The following is a 24,603-nucleotide window of genomic DNA, read 5'->3' on the forward strand; positions in this document are numbered from 1 at the left end:
TAGTATTGAAGAGATATGGCCAAATTTTGGAAATATATTCAACATGTTGTTATAGTAGTATTGATTATAGAACTAGGATGCTTTATTGTAGGCAAAGTGTTTTCCAAGGAAGAGTCTATATCTTCTTTGGAACTTGCTTTGCGTATAGCAAAAGGTAATCGCACAGAACTTGAGAAAGTACTTTATTATTATCAGCAGGATGCTACTGATAGCCTGAAATATAAGGCTGCATGTTTTTTGATAGAAAATATGCCATATCACTCCTATACACATGGAGAACAATTGGAAAAATACAAAAAGTATTATGCGTGGCTGAAGGATAGTCATGGAAAAACTCCTGAAGAAGTAGCGGACTCTGTGAAAAAAACATTTGGTCCAATTGGACAGTTAGATAAAAAATATGATTTGCTGGAAGTCGATTCAGCTTATTTGTGCAATAATATTGAGTGGGCTTTTAAAGTTTGGCGTGAACAACCGTGGGGAAAGAATATATCTTTCGAAATGTTTTGTGAGTATTTGTTGCCTTATCGTATTGATGATGAGGTATTAGCCTATTGGCGTGAAATGTATTATGATAAATATAATCAGCTGTTGGATTCATTAAAGACGTCTGATTCGTTAGATATGGAAGATCCGGTAGTAGCTGCAAATTACTTAATAAATACATTACCTGATAAGTGGCATTATTATACTTCAACTACTCCTTACTCTTTCGGGCATATCGGACCTGAATATGTACAATGCCTGTCAGGAACCTGTCGGGAAGTGACTGATTTTACTGTATATTTATTTCGAGCCTTGGGAATTCCTTGTACAATTGATTTTGTTCCTGTACGTAGCTATGTTAATGCCGGGCATTTTTGGTTGGTAGCCTGGGATAAAACAGGTGAAGCATATATGGCTAATTTCCCGGAGAATCTGGGAATGGTTCGCAAAAACTGGTGGTATCGTTGGGATGATAGTCCAAAAGTGTATCGATATACTTTTGATATAAACAAAGAATTATATGAGCAAATGGCGAAATATAATGAAAAGGTATATCCATTTTGGAGTTTACCGAAATTTAGGGATGTTACTTATGAATATGCTTATTCTTTTGAAAAAGAATTAGTCATTCCATTGGAAAAACTTTATAGGAATAAGAGTAGTGGGAGAATAGCTTATCTATGTGTTACTAATAGAAATAACTGGATACCGATTGATTGGACTGAATACGATGCGGGACATCTGGTTTTCCGAAATGTACGAAAAGGTACGCTAATGAGGGTGGCTACTTATGAGAATGGTACTTTGAACTTTTTGACTGATCCTTTTTATGTGGATAAGCAGAAGAATGAACAGCATTATTTCTCTGTCGAAGGAGATACACAAGATGTGGTATTGTATGCTAAATGTAATATAGATGGAGAAAATATATTTCGTGATCGAATGATAGGGGGTGTTTTTGAAGGCAGTAATCAATCGAATTTTGCAATAAGGGATACTTTATTTATCATACAAAGTAAGCCTGATCGTTTGAATACGACAGTAAGAAGTTCGACAAATAAAGAATATCGTTATATCAGATATGTAGGTCCTCCCGGAGGATTATGTAATGTGGCTGAAGTCGCATTTTATGAAAAAAATGATTCTGCAGCCTTGTTTGGAAAAATAATAGGGACTCCCGGATGCTATCAGCATGATGGAACGCATGAATATACAAATGTGTTTGATGGAAAAACGTGGACTTCTTTTGATTATTTCAAATTTACCGGAGGATGGGCAGGACTTGATTTGGGTAGGAAGGTGCAGATAGACCGTATTGTCTATACTCCCCGCAACAGGGATAATTATATTCGTCCTGGTGATATCTACGAGTTGTATTATTGTGACCGATACTGGAAATCCGCCGGAAGAATCAAGGCTACAGTTGATTCATTAGTATATAGAGGAATTCCTCGAAATGCACTTTTGTTCTTACGTAATCATACGCGTGGCGTAGATGAAAGAGTTTTTGTTTATGAAAAGGGAGAGCAACTATGGAAATAAGACTTACAATTAAACTTGTTATATTGTGGAAAACAATCATTTTATTAGGAATAATTGTCTTGCTATCTGCTTGTTTCCATTCGGAGAAGGAGGCTGTACCTTCTATTGGTATTGTTCCTGATGAACATATGTTGCTGGCTATTACTCCTGATTTCTCTATAAAAATGGCGGGAGATGCATTGAATAAACATTATCTGCGATTGAAGTCTGGAAAGCTATTTCCAGTGATAGGAATTTTACGGATAGATGGTAGGACTTATCGTTTTATGGGAGGAGATTCTTTACGTATATCTCCTATAGCTCCTCTTGCAAATGACAGTGTCGGATGGTCGGGGAAATATTCTTATTTGTTTCCTGGAAAAGGGTGGGAGCAAAAGGAATATGATGATTCTTTTTGGAAAGAAGGAAATGGTGCTTTTGGACCTGTAAAAGGTAATTCAAATATTCGTACCGCATGGGGAGCGGAAAATATATATGTCCGCAGGCATATTAAGATTGACAATAAAGATACTTTAGAAGGGCATAAAATTTATGTCTGTTATATTTGCGATGATCAGATAAAACTTTTTTGGAATGGAGATTTTTTCTCTGAAAAAGGAATAACATATCAAACACAATGTGAACGTTTAACAGATGAAGCTATTGCTCATATTTGTAATGGAACAAATGTTTTGGCAGCTTATGGACGTAACACAGGAGGCCCCGCATTGTTGGATTTTGGTCTGTATATTGAAAATAAAACTTACAGTGAAGCAGATACGGTCCTATTGAAACAAATAGATATACAAGCTACTCAAACTCACTATGTATTTCAATGCGGGGATGTAGAACTTCAGATTGATTTTGTTTCACCTTCTTTGTCGGAGATGTGGAATATGACAGGGTGGCCTGTCGGTTTCCTTTCCTATCAAGTTCGTACAGAAGATAAAAAGGAGCATACGGTAGAAATTTTGTTCGATGTGGATATGGAATGGATGTTTGGCAAGAGGAAGATTGACAGTTGGGTTGAACAAGAGTGGCGGTTTGTCAAGTCTGATAGTTTATATTTAGGTATGACGGCGGATGAAACAACGTTTTCATGCGATGATAGTCATGTTGTTTTGTCTCAAAAACTGTGTGCAGAAAATGGAAATAAAGGCATATTGTTAATAGGATGTGGAGAAGGACAGAGGATACAATATGTTGGTGAGCGTTTACAACCTCTTTGGAATAGCAATAGAACTGGAGAGGTTAAAGAATTAATGATGGCTGTTGGAAACAAGTATCAGAAACTAAGGGAAGAATGTGATAAATTGGATAAACTGTGGAATAATAAGGCATTTCAAGTGAGTGATAAGACATTTGCTGAACAGATTCTTCCTTCTTACCGTAATTTTATATCTTCCCATAGGTTTGTGTTATCTTCGGATCATAAGTCATTCTGTTTTGGAGATACTTTGGGTAATGTCAGAGAAATATATAAGAATTTTCCTGTCTTGTTATTTTTTAATCGTGTTGATTGGATGAAAAGTTTATTAAATCCGATATTCGAATATTGTGAAGATGAGCGTTGGAAAAGGAAATATCCACCTTATGATATAGGCTTATATCCGGTTGCAAGTAAACAAGTAAAAACAGATAATTGTGCAGAGGAAGCTGCTGCTAATATGTTAATGATGATGTTAGCCATTGTAGAGGCAGAACAAAATTTCAGTTATGCTGAATTGCATTGGGAACACTTGTGTTTATGGGCAAATTATCTGAAAGAGAGGATGGCAGAAAATGCTTCTCCTTCTATTGAATTATTGGATGGAAATGACGAACACGTAAAGTGTGTACTGGGATTGATGGCTTATCGTAAATTGATTCAACTAAAAGATGCGTATGAGTAGGGTGAAGAAAATTCTAGCGATAATAGAGAATTTACTATTCTTACTATTCTGTATTATAGTAATTCTATTTTTGATACAGCTATTCTGTTTTACCTCGTTTAAAATTCCATCGGATTCTATGGAACCTGCATTAAAAGATGGAGATAGAATATTAGTTAATAAAATGATAAAGGGGGCCAGATTATTTAACGTGTTCGCTGCTTTGGATAACAAAGACGTTACTATTTTCCGGATACCGGGGTTAGGTAGTTTTAAGAGAAATGATGTACTGGTTTTTAATTTCCCTTATCAGATGAATCGGTGGGATAGCATCCGGATGAACGTAATGCAGTATTATGTGAAGCGTTGTATAGCTTTGCCTGGGGATACATTGGAAATCAGAGGAGGATTTTATAAAGTGCGTGGATGTCACGAACAGTTGGGAAATTATAAAGCTCAGCAATATCTTGCCAAACTACAGCAACCGGAAAAACAAGGAATCGTAGTGGGAACATTTCCTTATGATGGAAGCTTAGGGTGGAATATTCGGGAGTTCGGACCATTACCTATCCCGCAAAAAGAGCAGATAGTAGTAATGAACCGTACTAATTATTTATTATACAGGCAGTTGATTGCTTGGGAGCAAAAGAAAAAAATACACTTAAAAGAAGAGCAGGTATTTATGGGAGATAGTCTTATTCATCAGTATTGCTTTAAAAAGAACTATTATTTTGTATCGGGGGACAATATGGCTAATTCGCAAGATTCCAGATATTGGGGAATGTTGCCGGAAGAATATATTGTAGGCAAAGCTACCCGTATTTGGAATTCAAAAGAAAAGTATACTGATCAGGTACGTTGGGAGCGGATTTTAATGAAGATCAAATAAAATAGGAGATAACAGAAAATGTTATTACAGAATAAATATAACGTTCATTTATTGATGCTGTTCGGAGTCATTGCGATTTTGAGCGTGGTAACTGTTTCGTCTTATACTATTGCGGTCGGAGATATGGCTTATCAGAAGCTATATTGGGGGCGTATGGCTATTGTGTTTGTAATATGTAGTCTTATTTCTTTATGTTTAGACAAAAGAGGAGGAAATACATTTTATTTATCAGTCGTTTGGTCTCTTATTCTATTAGGTGGAGTTGAGGCTGTTTGGGGATTATGGCAGATATACGGTTTAGCTGTTTCCAATCATTCATTATATGCGCTTACAGGCTCCTTTTACAATCCGGGACCTTATTCTGGATATTTAGCGATGGTATTTCCGATTTGTTTGAGTGAATGGTTGAATTTGAGAAAAGTAGAGAAACATACTTGGGTAGAGCGGGGTAAATATTATATGGCCTTAGGAGTATTGTTGTTAATTCTTTGTGTTTTACCGGCAGGTATGAGCCGTTCGGCATGGATAGCCGTTGCGGTTTCTGGAATATGGGTATATGGTATACACTGTTCATGGGGAACTCGTTTAAGAAAGATAGGTAAGAGGTATAAGAAAAGGGTATTTCTGGCTATGATAACAGCAGGAATAGTGCTGATAATAATTAGTTATGCTCTTTTTCAATTAAAAGTAGGTTCGGCTAATGGCCGTCTGTTAATTTGGAAAGTGAGCGCTATGACTGTTGCGGAAAAGCCATTTTTAGGACATGGTATTGGAAACTTTGCATCGGCTTATGGAATGGCTCAGGAAAATTATTTTGCTAGAACAGAGTTTACAGCTACAGAGGAACAGGTAGCCGGAAGTCCTGAATATGCTTTTAATGAATATCTGCAAATAGCTGTAGAATATGGAGTTTTATTTCTATTGGTTGTGTTGTTGATTATTAGCTTTTGCCTTTGGAAAGGGATAACTGAAAAAAAAATAAGTGCGTGTGCAGGTTTGATTTCTGTTTTAGTTTTTGCATTTTCGTCTTATCCGATGCAAATACCCGGATTTGCGATAGCATTTTATTTTTTGCTGGCTGCTTGTGTGGTAGGAAAGTCACGAATACATATTTATCTTTTTACTGTAATGATTGCTCTGTTGGGAAGTTACTATTGGAAATATAATCAGTATAATGCCTGTGAAGAATGGCTTAGATGTAAAATGTATTATAATATAGGTGCATTTCGTTTAGCCAAAGAGGGGTATGAGAAAATTTATCCGGAATTGAATGACCGGGGAGATTTTTTGTTTGAGTATGGTCATTCTTTACATAAGTTGAAAGAATATGATCATTCTACGGAAGTTCTGAAAGAAGCAATGATGCATAGTTGTGATCCTATGATTCTGAATATAATAGGAAAGAATTATCAGGCTACAGGAGAATATGAGAAAGCCGAAGAATATTTCATACGATCTACTCATCGGCTTCCGGGACGGATTTATCCGTATTACTTGTTAGCGAAACTTTATGTGGAACCGGAATATCGACATCTGGAGAAATTAAAACAGGCGGTTCAGATTGTATTGACGAAGGAACCGAAAGTGCAATCTACTGCAATAAAGGAGATGAGAGAAGAAGTGAAGAAACTTATAAAGAAATAATTTGATAATGATAATGTTTTCTAAATATCAGAATTTGATTTTGTGGAGTGATTTACTGTTTTCGCAGTATTATTTAAATAATCATCCTGTATCTCTTTTTATTTAGAAAGAAATATGTATTTTTGAGTGTGTAACTAACAAAATAAAAAATGAACAAACACAAGTTAGCATGGATCTGTCTGTCTTCTGCATTGATTATGATGACAGCTTGTAGCGGCAAGAAAAATATGGAGGATGAATCGGAAAAGGGTGTTTCCACCGTTCTTCCTATGTCTAAAAATGAGGTGACTGTAGAAATACTGAAAAGAAAGGCATTTAATCACGAACTAATGAGTAACGGCAAGATCAGTGCCCGTGGCAAAGCCGATCTACGCTTTGAAACCAGTGAAGTCATCGCCCATATCTATGTGAAGAATGGCGATCGTGTACAGAAAGGGCAGAAGCTGGCTGATTTGGATAAATTCCGTCTGGAGCAGAAATTGTCTCAGTCTGAAGATGCTTTATTGAAAGCCGAACTGGAATTGAAAGACGTACTGATCGGACAGGGGTATTCTCCTGACGATTTTAATAAAGTTCCTGTCGAAACGATGAAAATAGCCAAAGTAAAAAGTGGTTATGAGCAATCTAAATCCCAATATGAACTGGCGAAAAGAGAGATGGAACATGCTACATTGATTGCTCCTTTTGACGGCGTGGTAGCCAATTTATTTTCAAAGCCCTATAATCCGGCAAATACTTCTGAAGCATTCTGTACTATTATTGATTCCAAAGGAATGGAAGCTGATTTCACGGTGCTGGAAAATGAACTTGCTTTTATCAAGGTAGGAGATAAAGTGGTAATTACTCCTTATGCCGGTGGGGGAGCATTTGAAGGAAGTGTCTCTGAGATTAATCCGTTGGTGGATGCCAATGGTATGGTGAAAGTCAAGGCTGCGGTAAATGCGGGAGGAAAGCTGTTTAGCGGTATGAATGTAAAGGTAAGTGTCCGCCGTTCATTGGGAGAGCAATTGGTTATTCCCAAAACAGCCGTCGTATTGCGTTCCGGCAAACAAGTGGTATTTACCCTGAAAGAGGGCAAGGCTATGTGGAATTATGTAAATACAGGATTGGAGAATGCAACGGAGTGTGTGGTCTCCGATAGGTCGCAGAAAGGTATTGAGGATGGTCTGCTGGAAGGAGATACGGTTATCGTCACCGGAAACTTGAATTTGGCGCATGAAGCGGAAGTTGATGTAAAATGAATAATTAAGAATTAAATAATGAATCTATGATAAAATTCTTAATACAGCGTCCTATTGCCGTATTGATGGCCTTTACCGCCTGTTTCATTATCGGGGTAGTGACGTACTCTACGCTGCCTATATCGCTGCTTCCCGATATCGCTATTCCTGAAATTACGGTACAGGTATCTTCTGCCAATACCTCTGCCCGGGAATTGGAAAATACGATTGTCAAACCTTTGAGGGGGCAATTGATTCAAGTTTCTACCCTGAAGGATATTCATAGTGAATCGAGAGATGGGGCGGGCATTATCCGCTTGTCATTTGAATATGGAACGAATACCGACCTTGCCTTTATCGAGGTAAATGAGAAGATAGATGCCGCCATGAACTATCTTCCGAAAGAGGCGGAACGTCCGAAGGTAATCAAAGCGAGTGCAACGGATATTCCCGTATTCTATCTGAATCTGACACTGAAGAATGACAGTGCTTACGGAGCTACGGAACAGCACTCCTTCCTTGAATTGTGTGAGTTTGCCGAGTCTGTCATTAAGCGCCGGATAGAGCAGCTTGAAGAAGTTGCCATGGTGGACGTGACCGGAATTTTGGAACGGCAGGTACAGATTGTGCCCGACAAGGACAAGCTCGCCATGATGGGACTCTCCATTGGAGATATCGAATCGGCTTTATCCTCTAATAATGTGGAACCGGGCAGCATGACAGTGCGAGACGGGTATTATGAATACAATATTAAATTCTCGACATTGCTGCGTACGGCGGAGGATGTGGAAAATATCTATCTGCGTAAGGGCGACCGCATCGTACAGTTAAAAGACTTCTGCAAAGTAAGCGTCGTACCCGTAAAGGAAAAAGGAGTATCCCTGTCCAATGGAAAGCGAGCGGTGAGCCTTGCCGTCATCAAACAGGCGGATGAGAACATGGATAAGATGAAGCAGGCGCTGGTAGGCACGATGACCTATTTTCAGTTAGTATACCCGGAGATTGATTTCAGCATCAGCCGTAATCAGACGGAACTGCTGGACTATACCATCTCTAATCTGCAGCAGAATCTCTCTCTTGGTTTTCTCTTTATTTGTCTGGTAGCGGTTCTGTTTCTGGGAGATGTAAAGTCTCCGCTGGTTATCGGACTTAGTATGGTGGTATCCATCGTGATCAGCTTTGTCTTTTTCTACCTTTGCAATATGTCTCTCAATATCATTTCACTTGCCGGATTGATCCTGGCATTGGGAATGATGATTGACAGTTCGATTATTGTGACCGAGAATATATCGCAATACCGTGAACGGGGATACTCCTTGCGCCGTGCCTGTGTGACGGGAACCAGTGAAGTGGTCACCCCCATGCTGAGTTCTTCTCTGACGACTATTGCTGTCTTTGCCCCACTGATTTTTATGAGCGGTATTGCAGGCGCTATTTTCTTTGATCAGGCTTTTTCTGTCACTGTAGGACTAATGGTGTCTTATCTCACCGGTATCATGCTGCTTCCCGTGCTTTATCTGCTGGTTTACCGGACAGGTGTCCGCACCCGGAAATGGAAGTGGCTTTCTTTCAAATTTAATAACCCGATCAAGGATCACACGCTGGACCGCTTCTATGATGCGGGTGTTGACTGGGTATTCCGCCATAAAACGTTCAGTGTACTGTTCTGTGTGATTTCCATTCCGCTTTGTGTATTCTTCTTTTTCTTTATAGACAAAGAACGGATGCCCGATATCGAGGAAAATGAACTGATCGCCCGGATAGAATGGAATGAGAATATCCATGTGGATGAAAACAAACGACGGGTGGATGAACTTTTCAAGGAACTGAAAGATGAAGTACTGGAGCAAACAGCCTCTATTGGCAGACAGGATTTCATCCTCAATCGGGAAAGGGAACTGTCTTCTTCCGAAGCGGAACTTTATTTCCGTACGGAGACTTCCGACGCTATTGCTCCTTTGGAACAGACGGTATACAGGAAACTGAAGGAGCGTTATCCGCTGTCTGTCATCTCTTTCTCTCCGACGGAAACGGTCTTTGAGAAACTCTTTGTGACGGGTGAACCGGATGTGGTGGCGGAATTTTACACCCGTAATAAAGCGGAAGCCCCCAAAGCGGAAGCAATCCGCAGCGTGGAACAGGAACTGGGACGAAAAACCGGAATCAATCCGACAGGTATCGCCTTCGAAAACCAGTTGAATCTGAGTATCAGTAAAGAGAAACTCTTGCTCTACCGTGTTTCCTACAACGAACTGTATCGGGTATTGAAAACGGCTTTCCGGGAAAACAGTGTGACGATGCTGCACTCTTATCAGCAATATTTGCCGATCAACATTGCCGGGGATGAAAAGACTGTGAACGAGGTGTTGCAGGAAACACTGGTGCAGACGCAACCGGACAACCGTGGGAATGTCGATTTTATCCCGCTTCGGGAATTGATCAACGTAGCTCCCGCCGAAGACTTGAAAAGTATTACTTCCGGACGTAATGGCGAGTATGTCCCGTTCGACTTTTACGGCGTGCAGGATGCGAACCGGCTGATGCGTGAAGTGAAACAGGTGGCGGAGGAAACAGGGGACTGGGATACGGGCTTCTCCGGCAGTATCTTCTCCAACAAGGAGATGCTGGATGAACTGGTCGTGATCCTGTTGATCTCACTGCTGCTGATGTATTTCATTCTTGCCGCACAGTTCGAGAGTTTTCTGCAGCCGTTGCTGGTACTGGCGGAAATCCCGATTGATGTGGCATTTGCTTTACTCTTGCTCTGGATATGCGGGCATACGCTGAATCTGATGTCTGCCATCGGTCTGATTGTGACCTGTGGTATTGTAATCAATGACTCTATCCTGAAACTGGATGCGATCAATGAACTGCGCAAGGCAGGCGTTCCTTTGCTGGAAGCTATTCATGAAGCAGGCCGCAGGCGTCTGCGTCCGATTATCATGACTTCGCTGACGACCATCTTTGCCATGGTGCCGTTGCTGTTCTCCTCGGATATGGGATCGGAACTGCAAAAGCCGTTGTCTATCGCCATGATAGGCACGATGTCCATCGGTACGGCGGTCAGCCTCTTTATCATACCGCTGCTTTACTGGTTTATCTATCGGGGAAAAAGCGGGAATCACAAACCAAATGAAAAACATGTTGAATTATGAAGAAATCATCCGTTCTTTTTGTATTGATGGCAGCATCGGGGATATGTTTCTCTTCAGTATATGCCCAGAAACGTCTGGTGCTGGACTTGAACCAGACTATCGCTTTAGCTAACGACAGTTCGCTGGAGTCATTCCGCACACAAAATATGTATCTGTCCGGTTATTGGGAATACCGGACGTACCGGGCAAACCGTTTGCCGAGTCTGACAATGGACCTTACCCCGGCACAATATAACCGGGATATCACGAAACGTTATGATTCGGGACAGGACCTGGATGTCTACCGTACGCAACAGTCATATTATGCCTATGGAGGATTAAGTGTCCGTCAAAATCTGGACTTGACCGGAGGTACGTTCTATCTGGAGTCGAACCTTGCCTATATGCGTAATTTCGGGGATAATAGTGCGACGCAGTTTACCAGCGTCCCGATACGGCTCGGTTATTCGCAGAGCCTGGTCGGGTATAATCCTTTCAAATGGGACCGGAAGATCGAACCGCTGAAATACGAGCGTGTGAAAAAGGAATTTCTTTATAATGTGGAAAAGGTTTCGGAAACGGCGACGAATTATTTCTTTTCGCTGGCGATGGCGCAGGCGGAATACAAACTGGCAAAGGAGAACCTCGCATCTACGGATACTTTGTACCGCATCGGACAGCAACGGCACCGGATCGCCGCTATTTCACAGGCGGACCTGTTGACTTTAAAGCTGGATAAAGTGAATGCACAGAATACATTGCAGAATAGGGCAAGCGCCTTGAAACGGGCAATGTTCTCACTGGCATCTTTTCTGAATCTGGATAAGAATACCCAGATCGAACTGGAGCTTCCTTCACGCCCAAGTATGATGGAGATTCCGGTGGATGAGGCTTTGAGATGGGGAAGGAGCAATAATCCGCAGTTGCTGGAACTGAAGCAGAATGTACTGGAAGCGGAGCGGAATGTGGACAGAACAAAGAAGGAATCCCGTTTCAATGCCAGCGTGAATGCCAGTATCGGTTTCAACCAGGTGGCGGAAAACTTCGGAGATGTGTATCATAAACCGATGCAGCAGGACTTGGTAGCGGTCAGCGTATCTATTCCGCTGCTGGACTGGGGCGTTCGTAAGGGCAAATACAACATGGCACGGAATAATCTGAATGTAGTGAAGATTTCGGCACGTCAGGATGAGATCAGTATTGAGGAGGAAGTCATCATGACGGTGAGTGATTTTAATATCCAGCAGCAGTTGATTGCCAGTGCGGAAGAAGCGCTGGACCTGGCGATACTGGCTTATAATGAGACAAGGCAACGTTTTATTATCGGTAAAGCGGATATTAATAGTCTGACGCTTTCGCTCAACAGGCAGCAGGAGGCGCAGCGCAACTACATTTCTGCCTTGCAGAACTACTGGCTGAATTATTATAAAATACGTCGTCTGACTTTATTCGATTTTGCTACGAAGCTTTCTCTTTCGGATCGTTTCGACTTTAATGGAGGGAGACTGATCAGATAGTAATTTCTTTTGGGATATAGACAAATGAATCATGCAAGATATAGGTTCTGAAATTAAAAAGTCATCAAAGGCTTCCGCTTTTACGCTCATTGTCGCTTTTATCAGCGTGGCGTTGGTCGGGCTGGCACTTGTTCCGTTGCTGCCGGTGAAGCTGAATCCGTCACGGACCTTACCCGGATTTTCTGTATGGTTCGGCATGGGAGGGACTTCGGCGCGTGTCGTGGAGATGACGGCTACCAGCAAACTGGAGGCGATGCTTGCCCGTGTCAAGGGAATACAAAGCATATCTTCGACTTCCGGCAATGGCTGGGGAAGTATAAATGTGAGTCTGGACAAGCATGCAGATGCGGCTGTCGCACGTTTTGAGGCTTCGACCATCATTCGTCAGACTTGGCCGGAATTGCCGGCGGGAGTTAGTTACCCGTACATTCAGATGGCAAGTCCGGAGCAGAAAAGTCAGGGACCTTTTATCGCATTCACGATTAATGCGCCTGCCACTCCCAGTCTGATTCAGAAGTATGCGGAGGAACATATAAAGACACGCCTTGCGCAGCTTCCGGGAATCTATAAGATAAACGTCAGCGGAGCCACACCGATGGAATGGCGTCTGGAGTATGATTATGAGCAGTTGCGTGCGTTGGGGGTGAGTACGGATGAAATTAGTCAGGCAGTCGGTCTGCATTATCAGAAAGAGTTTCTGGGGACTTATGATGTGGAACAGGCGGCTTCGGGCAAGGAGTGGATTCGGTTGGTGCTGATGCCCGAACATGATAACCGGGAGTTTGACGCCGGGCAGATACAGGTGAAAGTGAAGGATGGGAGAATCATCCGCTTGGACGAACTGGTGAAGGTCGTCCGTATGGAAGAGCAGCCTCAGAGTTATTACCGGATCAATGGGTTGAATTCGATTTATCTGTCTGTTGTCGCTGAAGAGGCAGCTAATCAGCTGGAACTGAGCAAAAAGGTACAGGCGTGCATGGATGACATCAGACTGTCGCTTCCGGCAGGATACGAGATTCATACCAGTTATGATACTACAGAGTTTATACATGACGAGCTGAACAAGATTTATTTGCGCACGGGAGTGACGGTGGCTATCCTGCTCTTGTTTGTACTGCTGATTACTTTCAGCCCCAAATATCTGTTTTTGATTGTCACCAGTCTGACCGTGAATATGGCAATAGCCGTTATCTTTTACTATGTCTTCGGACTGGAAATGCAGTTATATTCTTTGGCGGGTATCACGGTTTCACTGAACCTGGTGATTGATAATACGATTGTGATGAGTGATCATTATCTTCGATGTAAAAACCGGAAGGCGTTCATGTCTGTATTGGCGGCTACACTGACAACAATGGGAGCGTTGGTCATCATCTTCTTTCTGGACGAGAGGATTCGTCTGAATCTGCAGGATTTTGCCGCAGTGGTGATGATTAATCTGGGAGTTTCATTATTGGTTGCTCTGTTCTTTGTACCTTCTTTGATTGACAAAATCGGGTTGAAACGACGCAGGAAGTCTTCTCTGACCGGAGTGAAGAGAAAATGGAAAATGGGGAATACCCGTTTCTTTAGATGGCTGCGTTCGAAGATGCGAAGGGGACCGGTCTACTTTAGTCGTTTCTACAGGTGGCTGATACAGAGGCTTTGCCGCTGGAGAGTGGCGGTTTGCCTGCTACTGTTGCTGGCATTCGGATTACCGGTCTTTCTGTTGCCGGAAAAGGTGGATGGGGATGGCAAATGGGCAGAGATTTATAATAAGACACTGGGCACTCCCACCTATAAGGAAAAGGTGAAACCGATAGTGGATAAAGCGTTGGGAGGAAGCCTGAGATTGTTTGTGCAAAAAGTATATGAGGGCAGCTACTTTACCCGGAATGAGGAGGTAGTACTTTATGCCAACGCCAATTTGCCGAATGGCAGTACGCTTGAACAGATGAATACGCTGATCAAGCGGATGGAAACTTATCTGAGCGAGTTCAAGGAGATCAAGCAGTTTCAGACATCGGTGGAAAGTGCCCGCCGGGCATCTATCAGCATCCATTTCACCAAGGAAAATCAGAAAAGCGGGTTTCCGTATACGCTGAAAGCTAACATGATCAGCAAGGCACTCCAACTGGGAGGAGGAGACTGGAGTATTTATGGATTGCAGGATCAGGGATTCAGTAACAATGTGCGCGAGAATGCGGGATCATTCCGGGTGAAAATGTACGGATATAATTATGATGAACTTTATAGCTGGGCTACCAAACTAAAAGAGGTATTGTTGTCTCATCGTCGTATCAGGGAGGTGACGATCGGCTCCAATTTCTCGTGGTGGAAGGATGATTATCAGGAATTTTATTTTGATCTGGATAAGCGACGGATGATTGGAGCAGGGGTCGGAGCCGGAGAACTCTTTGCAGCCATCCGACCGATATATGGACGGAATCAGGAGATTGGTTCTGTGGTCACTGAAGACGGCACGGAAAGAATCAAACTCTCTTCCCGGCAATCGGGGCAACGGGATATATGGGCTATGCAGTATGATCCTTTCAGTGTAGGCGAAAAAGAGTATAAACTGGCAGAACTGGCTAAAGTGGAGAAGGGACAGATGCCACAGGAAGTGGCAAAGGAGAATCAGCAATATCGTCTGTGCCTGCAATATGAGTATATCGGTGCGTCGGAACAGGGACATAAGTTGCTGAAAAAAGACTTGGAAGGTTTTAATAAACTTCTCCCGCTGGGATATAAGGCGGAAGCGGAAAGTGATAACTGGTCATGGGGCGGGGGTGCCAACAAACAGTATCGTTTGCTCCTGATTGTGATTGCTATCATTTTCTTTATTACAAGTATTCTGTTCAATTCGTTGAAGCAGCCGTTAGCGATTATTTTCGTCATTCCGATATCTTATATCGGCGTATTTCTGACGTTCTACTGGTTCAAACTGAATTTTGACCAGGGCGGTTTCGCTTCGTTCATCTTGCTTTGCGGTATTACTGTGAATGCCAGTATTTATATTCTGAACGAGTATAATGCGATTCGTAAACGTTTTACCCGCCTTTCACTTCTCCGTGCTTATGTGAAGGCATGGAATACGAAAGTGATTCCTATTTTCCTGACAGTCGTTTCTACTATTTTAGGTTTTATCCCTTTCATGGTGGGAGCAGAAAAAGAAGGCTTCTGGTTTCCTTTGGCAGCAGGTACTATCGGAGGATTGGTGATGTCCGTGATCGGAGTGTTTGTTTTCTTGCCGGTGCTGACTTTAAAAAAACTCACAAAATTGTAAGATCTGATAAAACTATTGAAAGATGAAAAGCATATTATTAACGGTTGGGCTTGCCTTCATAGGCATGTATGCCACAGCACAGACGAGAGTCATTGATTATCCGGTAATGGGACAACGTACTACTGATGCATTGGAGTTTTATCAGGCGGAAGTTTCGGATACGGCAGTTATCCTTAGAGGAGATATGTATAGCCGCCCTAACTATTGGGTCCGGATAGCTTCTTCTTCTGTATTGAAAGGGAAAGAAACGGGAAAAGTCTACCGTTTGATACGTGCTACGGGGATCAAACTGGATCACGAAGAGTATATGCCCGAGTCTTGGAATCGCTCGTTTTCGTTGCAGTTCGAGCCGGTAGATAAACGGGACAGAATGGTTGATTATGATGAAATGATTCCGGAAGGGAATGGTTTTCGGGTAAATGATATTTGCTTGGAAAATAAGCAGATAAATAAGAAAATTCATTGCCGTATTGAAGGGACGGTAGCCAACTGTCCGGCATACAGCCGCTTGATGTTAATGCCGGAAGGAACCGATCCACGTGTGCAGGGATGGATTTCCATTCCGGTACGTGACGGGAAATTCTCGTATGACTTGTATACTGATAGGGAAGAACCCTATGAACTGTATGCCTGGAGTGATAACCTGCAGGGGGCTTGGTATCCGACTTCTTTCTTTTCAGAGAACGGGAAAATTGAAATTATCCTGCATTCGTCCCAGGCACCTGAAGTTTACTCGGACGCACCATTGACCAAAGAATTGCTCCGTTTCAAACAGGAAACTGATAAGCTATTCTTTGACTCACTTCGGGAAGAAAGGGAAAAATTAGAAAAAGAGAATAAAATATTGACTCCTGCAGCGCTTGCTTTGCAGGCAGAGGTAGAAAAAGCTCAGAATGAAGAGGAAAGGAAGGAAATCTTTCAAAAGATGCGCCAGTTAGATGATGACGGTAAGGCTTATACAGAAGATTATAAGGTATTGGAAAAAAAGAGTCAGGAAGTTAATGGCAAATACAAAAATTATGAAAAGGAATATATCCGGTCGAACCCTACAATCGTAGGATTGTATCTGTTGAAGCAACAAATCAGAAGGATGCATGACACTGAAGAAGCCTCTGATATCATGCATATATATAAGACAGGATATGCAGGCAAGTTTGCTGATAATCCTATGACGGACTATATGAAACTTTGGATTGCAAGCCGGGAAATAAAGCTGGGTGGCAAGTATATCGACTTTACAGCTCCTGATGCAGAAGGACTTCCTCATACATTATCCAAGGAAATAGAAGGAAAAGTAGCGTTGATTGATTTATGAGCTTCCTGGTGTGGCCCTTGTCGGCGGTCGTCTATCAGCATGATTCCTGTTTATGAAGCTTATAAAGATAAAGGTTTTACTGTTGTCGGTGTTGCCCGTGAACGTCAGGCAGACGATATGAAAAAAGCTGTAGCCAAAGATAAATATCCCTGGCTGAATCTTATAGAATTGAATGACGCAGGAAAGATATGGGAAAAATATGGAATCGGCAATGCCGGAGGAGGAACTTTCCTGGTTGATAAAGAAGGGAAAATTCTGCTTATCCAGCCAACAGCCGAGGAGGTAAAAGCCTGTTTGGATAAGTTATTGCAATAACATATAGAGGATAATATATCCTATTAGCAAAAACAAATTAGCTATTAGCTAATTTGTTTTTGCTAATAGCTAATTGAAATAAGCTATAGGGGAGATCTCATTTACCAGTTATTTCCTGCATTACTGCTGCCGATAAGCATTTCTATCCGTTGTTTATACTGATTAGCTCCTTCGGCGATGTTCTTTCCCGCATCTGCGGTTCCCATTCCATAAACAACAATAGGTGTTTGCCAGGACATCCCCGAATGAATGGCGCTCACTTGATAAGGGCGTAGAAGCTCGTCTGTTGTGAAGCGGTTCCTGCCTCCACTGCGGTATGCTTCGTATTCGGAACCTGTGGTGGTCACTATAGTCAATGGCTTTCCTGCTACTGCCGGGGTTTTGGAGAGAAAAGTAAAGACTTCGTCCTGCCATCTTTTGAGTAGTGACGGTGCAGCCATCCAATGAAAAGGAAATTGATAAATAAGTGCGGAAGCGTCGGAAATGATTTTGCTCCACTCATCGACATCAAAAGCAGCATCTTGCTGGTCGTAAAGATTGAATACCGCTACACCTTCGATGTCACTCACTGCCTCAATCAATGCTTTGTTTGCTTGTGATTCTTTCATGTTGGGATGCGCCAGGAGAATCACTACTTTTCTTAAATCTTTATTCATAATCAATCGGGTATTTAGGATGAAATAACTACTTATATGAAATAAAGGTCTAAAAATAAGAAAAAGTTCTCGAAATTCAATGTCTTAATTAAAAATAAAAGAATCTCTCTTTGCTTTTGAATTTGTATTTTTGCAGTCGCGTCCGTAAGGCGTGACTTTAGATAATAAATTTGTATATGATAGATTTTACCCAATTTCCTTCTCCTTGCTATATCATGGAAGAAGAGCTCTTGCGAAAGAACCTGTGTTTGATAAAAAGTGTGGCCGACAGGGCAGGAGTGGAGATTATTCTCGCTTTCAAGTCATTCGCCATGTGGCGCTCTTTCCCGATATTCCGCGAATATGTAGACCATTCTACGGCAAGTTCCGTGTATGAGGCACGTCTGGCATTGGAAGAATTCGGCAGTAAGGCACATACTTATTCGCCTGCATATACCGAGCAGGATTTTCCGGAGATCATGCGTTGCAGTAGCCATATCACCTTTAATTCGATGGCACAGTTCCATCGTTTCTATCCGATGACAGTAGCCGAAGGAAGCGGAATCTCCTGCGGTATCCGTGTGAATCCCGAATATTCGGAAGTAGAAACAGAACTTTATAATCCGTGTGCCCCCGGTACCCGTTTCGGTATTACTGCAGACTTATTGCCGGATACATTGCCACAGGGAATCGAAGGTTTCCATTGTCATTGCCACTGCGAATCATCTTCTTACGAATTGGAACGTACTTTGCAGCATCTGGAAGAGAAATTCTCCCGCTGGTTTCCACAAATAAAATGGCTGAACCTGGGAGGCGGACACCTGATGACCCGAAAGGATTATGATACGGAGCATCTGATTAAACTGTTGCAGGACTTGAAAGTGCGATATCCCCATTTGCAGATCATTCTTGAACCCGGTTCGGCATTTACATGGCAGACAGGCGTCCTGACTTCGGAAGTAGTCGATATCGTTGAAAGCCGCGGCATCAAGACAGCCATTCTGAACGTCAGTTTCACTTGTCACATGCCCGACTGTCTGGAAATGCCTTATCAGCCTGCCGTTCGTGGTGCGGAAATGGGGAACGAAGGGGAGTTCATTTATCGTTTGGGAGGAAATTCCTGTTTGAGTGGTGACTATATGGGATGGTGGAGCTTCGATCATGAATTGCAAATCGGAGAAAGGATTGTGTTCGAAGATATGATTCATTATACCATGGTCAAGACAAATATGTTTAACGGAATACACCATCCGGCCATCGCTTTGTGGACAAAAGAAGGTAAAGCTGAAATATACAGGCAATTTTCTTACGAAGACTATCGAGACCGAATGAGTTGATTATCAAAACGATTGTTTGTTTGCGGAAACAAAGTGTGCAGATTCTTGTGAAAAAAAAATGCAGAATGTTTGCAGAATTACGGAAAATCCCTACCTTTGCAACCGCAAACGAAAAAATGCGGAAATAGCTCAGTTGGTAGAGCATAACCTTGCCAAGGTTAGGGTCGCGAGTTCGAGTCTCGTTTTCCGCTCATGTTTCTTTGAAATGTTGGAAATATAATCTTTGCCCAGGTGGCGGAATTGGTAGACGCGCACGTTTCAGGTGCGTGTGTCGAGAGGCATGCAGGTTCGAGTCCTGTTCTGGGCACAGAGATTAACTTTAAAGTTCTGGAGAGGTGGCGGAATTGGTAGACGCGCTACTTTGAGGGGGTAGTGACAGTTATGTCGTGGGAGTTCGAGTCTCCTTCTCTTCACAGTCATTAAAGTTATTTGCGGAAATAGCTCAGTTGGTAGAGCATAACCTTGCCAAGGTTAGGGTCGCGAGTTCGAGTCTCGTTTTCCGCTCTTGTTTCTTTGAAGTAATGGAACTAAGTTTTGCCCAGGTGGCGGAATTGGTAGACGCGCACGTTTCAGGTGCGTGTGTCGAGAGGCATGCAGGTTCGAGTCCTGTTCTGGGCACCAATCTTTCAGATTTCTGAATGGAGAAAATTTAGTTTGCGGAAATAGCTCAGTTGGTAGAGCATAACCTTGCCAAGGTTAGGGTCGCGAGTTCGAGTCTCGTTTTCCGCTCAAGATAAAGAGGTTGTCGGTCGATAAGACTGGCAACCTTTTTTTTGTTTCTGCACTTTCTTTCTGATCCCTGTTCTTGAGGAAATTCCAAGGATAAACTCCCGTTGTTGTCCGACAGGTATCTTTTGAATTTTATTGGAAGTTTACCGGACTATTTTATCAATAGTTTGGATAGAAAAGCGTAATTTTGCAATCACAAAAGTCGACGTACTTCCCCCAAAAAGAGTGTCATCGACTCACACAGACCTATAATTAATTTAAGAACTTGTGATATGTTAACACAAATCATTAATGCACGCATCCTGACCCCTCAAGGTTGGTTAAAGGATGGGTCGGTACTTATTCGTGATAATAAAATTCTGGAAGTGACCAACTGCGATCTGGCAGTTATCGGAGCAAAACTGATTGATGCCAAGGGCATGTATATCGTTCCGGGAGGAGTGGAAATTCATGTTCATGGAGGTGGTGGAAGGGACTTTATGGAAGGGACCGAAGAGGCTTTCCGGACAGCAATTAAAGCTCACATGCAACACGGAACTACCAGTATTTTTCCAACTCTCTCTTCTTCTACTATTCCTATGATCCGCGCAGCTGCAGAGACTACCGAGAAAATGATGGCAGAACCGGACAGTCCCGTACTCGGACTACATCTGGAAGGGCATTACTTCAATATGGAAATGGCCGGCGGACAGATTCCGGAGAATATCAAAGATCCCGATCCGGAAGAATATATCCCTTTACTGGAAGAAACTCATTGTATCAGGCGTTGGGATGCGGCACCGGAACTTCCGGGTGCCATGCAGTTCGGAAAGTATATCACTGCAAAAGGTGTATTGGCATCTGTGGGACATACGCAGGCTGAGTTTGAAGATATCCAGACTGCGTATGAGGCAGGATATACGCATGCTACCCATTTCTACAATGCGATGCCGGGCTTTCACAAACGGAAGGAATATAAGTATGAAGGTACAGTAGAAAGTATTTATTTGATTGATGATATGACAGTGGAAGTCGTAGCTGATGGCATTCATGTGCCTCCTACCATTCTTCGTCTGGTCTATAAGATAAAAGGAGTAGAGCGTACGTGTCTGATTACTGATGCGCTGGCTTGTGCGGCAAGTGATAGTCAGACGGCTTTTGATCCGCGTGTAATTATCGAAGACGGTGTGTGTAAACTGGCCGACCGTTCTGCCTTGGCAGGAAGTGTAGCGACAATGGACCGTCTGATTCGTACGATGGTACAGAAAGCTGAGATTCCTCTGGCGGATGCTGTGAGGATGGCTTCAGAAACTCCGGCTCGTATCATGGGGGTACTCGACCGCAAAGGTACGCTGGAGCGTGGCAAAGACGCAGATATTATTGCCCTGGACAGAGATCTGAATGTAAGGGCAGTCTGGGCGATGGGACAATTGGTAGAAGGTACAAACAAGCTGTTTTAACGACTAAAAAAAGAAAACGATGTTAACTCAAATAATCAACGGAAGAATACTTACTCCGCAAGGCTGGCTGAAAGACGGCTCTGTTTTGATTTGTGATGGAAAAATATTGGAAGTAACCAATAGTGATCTGGCAGTTATCGGTGCAACGGTGATTGATGCCAGAGGTATGACGATTGTACCGGGATTTGTCAGTATGCATGCGCACGGTGGCGGTGGTCATGATTTTACCGAAGCGACGGAAGAAGCTTTTCGTATTGCAGCAACTGCTCATTTAAAACATGGGGCTACCGGTATATTTCCTACTTTGTCATCTACCTCGTTTGAGAAGATATATCAGGCGGTCGACGTTTGCGAAAAACTGATGAAGGAACCGGAGTCACCGATTCTCGGCCTGCATATCGAAGGCCCTTATCTGAATCCGAAGATGGCAGGAAGCCAGTATGACGGCTTTCTGAAAACTCCTGATGAGAATGAATATATTCCGTTGTTGGAGCATACTTCTTGTATCAAGCGTTGGGATATCAGTCCCGAACTGCATGGTGCGCATGATTTTGCGAAATATACTCGTTCAAAAGGGATTATGACAGCTGTTACTCATACGGAAGCTGAATATGATGAGATTAAGGCGGCGTATGCGGTAGGATTCTCGCATGCTGCTCATTTCTATAATGCGATGCCCGGTTTTCACAAGCGTCGTGAATACAAATATGAAGGTACGGTAGAGAGTGTATATCTGACAGATGGAATGACGGTAGAAGTTATTGCAGACGGTATTCATCTGCCTGCTACTATTCTGAAACTGGTTTATAAACTGAAAGGAGTAGAGAATACCTGTCTGGTGACTGATGCGTTGGCCTATGCTGCTGATGAAGGGAATGAGCCGATTGATCCGCGTTATATCATTGAGGACGGAGTATGCAAGATGGCGGATCATTCTGCATTAGCTGGTAGTTTGGCGACTATGGATGTGCTGGTTCGCACCATGGTGAAGAAGGCGAGTATTCCTTTGGAAGATTCCGTGCGTATGGCTTCCGAAACTCCTGCTCGTCTGATTGGGGTAAATGACCGGAAAGGGGCATTGTCTAAAGGTAAGGATGCTGATATTGTGATACTTGATAAGGAATTGAATGTGCGGTGTGTCTGGTCGATGGGAAAAGTTGTTCCGGGGACTGATAAGCTGCTGCATAAATGACAAGTGTTATCTGTATGATATTCTGATTATAGGACATCGCATGGAATTGAAATATCATACCTTCTAACTGTTCCAGGGCTTTATTTTGTATTAATTGTACCTGATGTCCTATTTAAAAAAAGAAAGTCCGAATCTTTAAATTGCAAAAAGCAATTGGGATTCGGACTTTTTCAGTAAGAAAAGTAGTTATGTGAGTACTCTATATTCTATTTTATCATGAAAATAGAGTTGCTTCTATCAGTTCTTTCAATTGAACCTTATTCATTGTGCCGAGTTTCATTATCGGTTTGCCATTCACCGGACAAAGTAAAAGGTTGGGAATTGTTCGAATCTTGAATGCGCTTTCCAGTTCTTCTTCCTGATCTACGTCTACCTTATAAATATCCAGTTTGTCTTTATATTCTTCTGCTAATTGGTCTAATATGGGCGATAATGACTTGCAATAACCACACCACGGAGCATGAAAATCGACTAAACAAGGTTTATCCCCTTTGAATTCCCAATTATCCGGATAAGATTGATAATCAGCAACTTTTTCAACAAAACTTTCTTTGGTTAAATTTATAATTTTCATATTTTCTGTTTTTAATGATTCATTTATTCTTTCTACTTTGCAAAGATAGGGGGATTGTAGAGAAAGGGGGATAGCTATTCTTCCTGTTGTGTTTACAATTTTTCCTTTCCTGATATTTTCTAATCAATTTCTAATCTGAAATGAGAGCCTTATAATCGCTTTTATCCGGCTCTCCCGTTGCAGAATTGTACTTTTGTCGCGAAACAAAATTAAGGTAACAAAGAGATTGTGATGAACAGAGCATTTTTTATTTTACTCTTTCTTCTCTTGTCAGGGAGGATGTGTGCGCAACAAGTGGCAGGCACATTGACACTGAAAGAAGCAGAGCAACGTTTTTTAGAACGCAATTTATCGCTGATAGCCGAGCGGTATAATATCGACATGGCACAGGCGCAGGTATTACAAGCCAAATTATTTGATAATCCGGTCATTTCGTTGGAACAGAATGTCTATAACCGATTGAACGGAAAGTATTTTGACTTTGGAAAAGAAGGGGAAGCTGTTGTCGAAATAGAACAAGTGATTCATCTTGCCGGACAACGGAACAAGCAGGTCAGGCTGGAAAAAATCAATAAAGAAATAGCCGAATACCAGTTTGAGGAAGTAATGCGTACGCTCCGTCAGGAACTCAATGAAAAGTTTGTAGAAGTCTATTTTCTCTCCAAATCCATTGGCATTTATGAAAGGGAAGTAAACTCCCTGCAAACCCTTCTGGCCGGAATGAAAATTCAGCAGGAAAAGGGTAACATCTCCTTGATGGAGATTTCCCGTTTGGAATCCATGCTCTTCTCCTTAAAGAAGGAGAAGAATGAGCAGGAGAATGATTTACTGACTACCAGGGGCGAACTGAATTTGCTGCTGAACCTTCCGGGGGATACACAGGTTCAACTCTTGTTGGATGAAGAAGTACTGCAACAGCTGGATCTGTCTCAATTGTCATTTGCAGATCTGAAAGCTATAATCAATGAACGCCCTGACCAGAAGATAGCCTGCAGCACCGTAAATGCCTCCCGGGCAAATCTGAAACTGCAAAAGTCAATGGCTTTTCCGGAGTTCTCAGTGAAAGGAAATTATGATCGTGCCGGAAACTTTATTAATGACTATTTCGCAATAGGGGTCAGTCTGTCCGTACCTATCTTCAACCGTAATCAGGGAAATATCAAAGCTGCACGTTTCAGTATCCAGCAGGCGGGAGTAGAGCAGGAACACGCTGCCAATCGTGCCGATATGGAACTTTTTACTGCTTATACCTCACTGGAAAAAGCCATTCAGCTCTATCAGTCCACTAATATGGACTTGGAACGTAACTTCGAGAAGCTGATAACAGGAGTCAATGAGAATTTTACTAAAAAGAATATCAGCCTGCTTGAATTTATAGACTATTATGACAGCTATAAAGAAACTTGTATCCAACTGTATGAGATCAGGAAAAACGTATTTCTTGCTATGGAAAACCTGAATACAGTTGTCGGACAAAATATATTAAACTACTAATAGACGATTAAAGATTATAATCCATA

The 24,603-nt window shown here is 42.3% G+C and carries 15 protein-coding genes, 6 tRNA genes and 1 pseudogene; 20 read left to right on the top strand and 2 right to left on the bottom strand.

Annotated elements, in window-relative coordinates:
• Positions 1 to 15: 15 nt before the first annotated feature.
• The 10 genes and pseudogenes from K6V30_RS15325 to K6V30_RS15370 form a co-directional block, all read left to right on the top strand.
• Positions 16 to 2,028 carry a hypothetical protein gene (locus K6V30_RS15325; protein ID WP_010538234.1) on the top strand — a complete coding sequence of 671 codons (2,013 nt, stop codon included), beginning with the start codon at positions 16 to 18 and terminating at the stop codon, positions 2,026 to 2,028.
• A complete protein-coding gene (locus tag K6V30_RS15330; RefSeq protein WP_055269402.1) occupies positions 2,019 to 3,899 on the top strand; it encodes a glutaminase domain-containing protein in 1,881 nt (626 codons plus the stop codon). Before K6V30_RS15325 ends, K6V30_RS15330 begins: the two co-directional genes overlap by 10 nt.
• Positions 3,892 to 4,767 (top strand): signal peptidase I, encoded by an 876-nt coding sequence (gene lepB, locus K6V30_RS15335; protein WP_010538232.1) that lies wholly within the window; start codon positions 3,892 to 3,894, stop codon positions 4,765 to 4,767. The genes K6V30_RS15330 and lepB overlap by 8 nt, the downstream gene beginning before the upstream one ends.
• An 18-nt stretch (positions 4,768 to 4,785) precedes the next feature.
• Positions 4,786 to 6,411, top strand: coding sequence for an O-antigen ligase family protein (locus K6V30_RS15340; protein WP_055269403.1), 1,626 nt, complete (start codon positions 4,786 to 4,788; stop codon positions 6,409 to 6,411).
• Positions 6,412 to 6,560: 149 nt separating this feature from the next.
• A complete protein-coding gene (locus K6V30_RS15345; RefSeq protein ID WP_010538230.1) occupies positions 6,561 to 7,652 on the top strand; it encodes an efflux RND transporter periplasmic adaptor subunit in 1,092 nt (363 codons plus the stop codon).
• A gap of 26 nt (positions 7,653 to 7,678) precedes the next feature.
• Positions 7,679 to 10,786 carry an efflux RND transporter permease subunit gene (locus tag K6V30_RS15350; protein WP_055269404.1) on the top strand — a complete coding sequence of 1,036 codons (3,108 nt, stop codon included), beginning with the start codon at positions 7,679 to 7,681 and terminating at the stop codon, positions 10,784 to 10,786.
• Entirely contained in the window at positions 10,783 to 12,282 is a 1,500-nt protein-coding gene (locus tag K6V30_RS15355) for a TolC family protein (RefSeq protein ID WP_008761349.1), read from the top strand. The genes K6V30_RS15350 and K6V30_RS15355 overlap by 4 nt, the downstream gene beginning before the upstream one ends.
• A gap of 31 nt (positions 12,283 to 12,313) precedes the next feature.
• Entirely contained in the window at positions 12,314 to 15,547 is a 3,234-nt protein-coding gene (locus tag K6V30_RS15360; RefSeq protein ID WP_070612898.1) for an efflux RND transporter permease subunit, read from the top strand.
• Positions 15,548 to 15,569: 22 nt separating this feature from the next.
• Complete coding sequence (locus K6V30_RS15365; RefSeq protein WP_224207166.1) at positions 15,570 to 16,862, top strand: AhpC/TSA family protein; 1,293 nt, start codon at positions 15,570 to 15,572, stop codon at positions 16,860 to 16,862.
• A gap of 15 nt (positions 16,863 to 16,877) precedes the next feature.
• Positions 16,878 to 17,177: pseudogene (locus tag K6V30_RS15370) on the top strand (peroxiredoxin family protein); the annotation flags it as partial.
• Positions 17,178 to 17,278: 101 nt separating this feature from the next.
• Here K6V30_RS15370 and K6V30_RS15375 read toward each other — a convergent pair.
• Positions 17,279 to 17,833: an NAD(P)H-dependent oxidoreductase gene (locus K6V30_RS15375; protein WP_010538225.1), complete on the bottom strand. Its 555-nt coding sequence runs from the start codon at positions 17,831 to 17,833 to the stop codon at positions 17,279 to 17,281.
• A gap of 176 nt (positions 17,834 to 18,009) precedes the next feature.
• Here K6V30_RS15375 and nspC point away from each other — a divergent pair, with 176 nt between their 5' ends.
• From nspC to nagA (K6V30_RS15420), 9 genes are all read left to right on the top strand, one after another.
• Positions 18,010 to 19,149 carry a carboxynorspermidine decarboxylase gene (nspC, locus tag K6V30_RS15380; protein WP_055269405.1) on the top strand — a complete coding sequence of 380 codons (1,140 nt, stop codon included), beginning with the start codon at positions 18,010 to 18,012 and terminating at the stop codon, positions 19,147 to 19,149.
• A gap of 118 nt (positions 19,150 to 19,267) precedes the next feature.
• A tRNA-Gly gene (locus K6V30_RS15385) sits at positions 19,268 to 19,340 on the top strand.
• A 34-nt stretch (positions 19,341 to 19,374) separates the two neighbouring features.
• Positions 19,375 to 19,456, top strand: a tRNA-Leu gene (locus K6V30_RS15390).
• Between the two features lie 22 nt (positions 19,457 to 19,478).
• Positions 19,479 to 19,562: transfer RNA gene (locus K6V30_RS15395), tRNA-Leu, on the top strand.
• Positions 19,563 to 19,580: 18 nt separating this feature from the next.
• Positions 19,581 to 19,653, top strand: a tRNA-Gly gene (locus K6V30_RS15400).
• Between the two features lie 32 nt (positions 19,654 to 19,685).
• Positions 19,686 to 19,770: transfer RNA gene (locus K6V30_RS15405), tRNA-Leu, on the top strand.
• Positions 19,771 to 19,805: 35 nt separating this feature from the next.
• Positions 19,806 to 19,878: transfer RNA gene (locus tag K6V30_RS15410), tRNA-Gly, on the top strand.
• Positions 19,879 to 20,150: 272 nt separating this feature from the next.
• Positions 20,151 to 21,317 carry an N-acetylglucosamine-6-phosphate deacetylase gene (nagA, locus tag K6V30_RS15415; RefSeq protein ID WP_022300960.1) on the top strand — a complete coding sequence of 389 codons (1,167 nt, stop codon included), beginning with the start codon at positions 20,151 to 20,153 and terminating at the stop codon, positions 21,315 to 21,317.
• A 19-nt stretch (positions 21,318 to 21,336) separates the two neighbouring features.
• Positions 21,337 to 22,509 (top strand): N-acetylglucosamine-6-phosphate deacetylase, encoded by a 1,173-nt coding sequence (gene nagA / locus K6V30_RS15420; RefSeq protein ID WP_055269406.1) that lies wholly within the window; start codon positions 21,337 to 21,339, stop codon positions 22,507 to 22,509.
• A 214-nt stretch (positions 22,510 to 22,723) separates the two neighbouring features.
• On the opposite strand, the gene K6V30_RS15425 is transcribed toward nagA (K6V30_RS15420), so the two are convergent.
• Complete coding sequence (locus tag K6V30_RS15425) at positions 22,724 to 23,083, bottom strand: thioredoxin family protein (protein ID WP_010538221.1); 360 nt, start codon at positions 23,081 to 23,083, stop codon at positions 22,724 to 22,726.
• A 231-nt stretch (positions 23,084 to 23,314) separates the two neighbouring features.
• On the opposite strand from K6V30_RS15425, the gene K6V30_RS15430 reads away from it, so the two are divergent.
• Positions 23,315 to 24,577 (top strand): TolC family protein, encoded by a 1,263-nt coding sequence (locus tag K6V30_RS15430; protein ID WP_055269407.1) that lies wholly within the window; start codon positions 23,315 to 23,317, stop codon positions 24,575 to 24,577.
• Positions 24,578 to 24,603: the final 26 nt, after the last annotated feature.

This window comes from Bacteroides faecis (genome assembly GCF_020091505.1).
In the GTDB taxonomy this organism is placed as follows: domain Bacteria; phylum Bacteroidota; class Bacteroidia; order Bacteroidales; family Bacteroidaceae; genus Bacteroides; species Bacteroides faecis.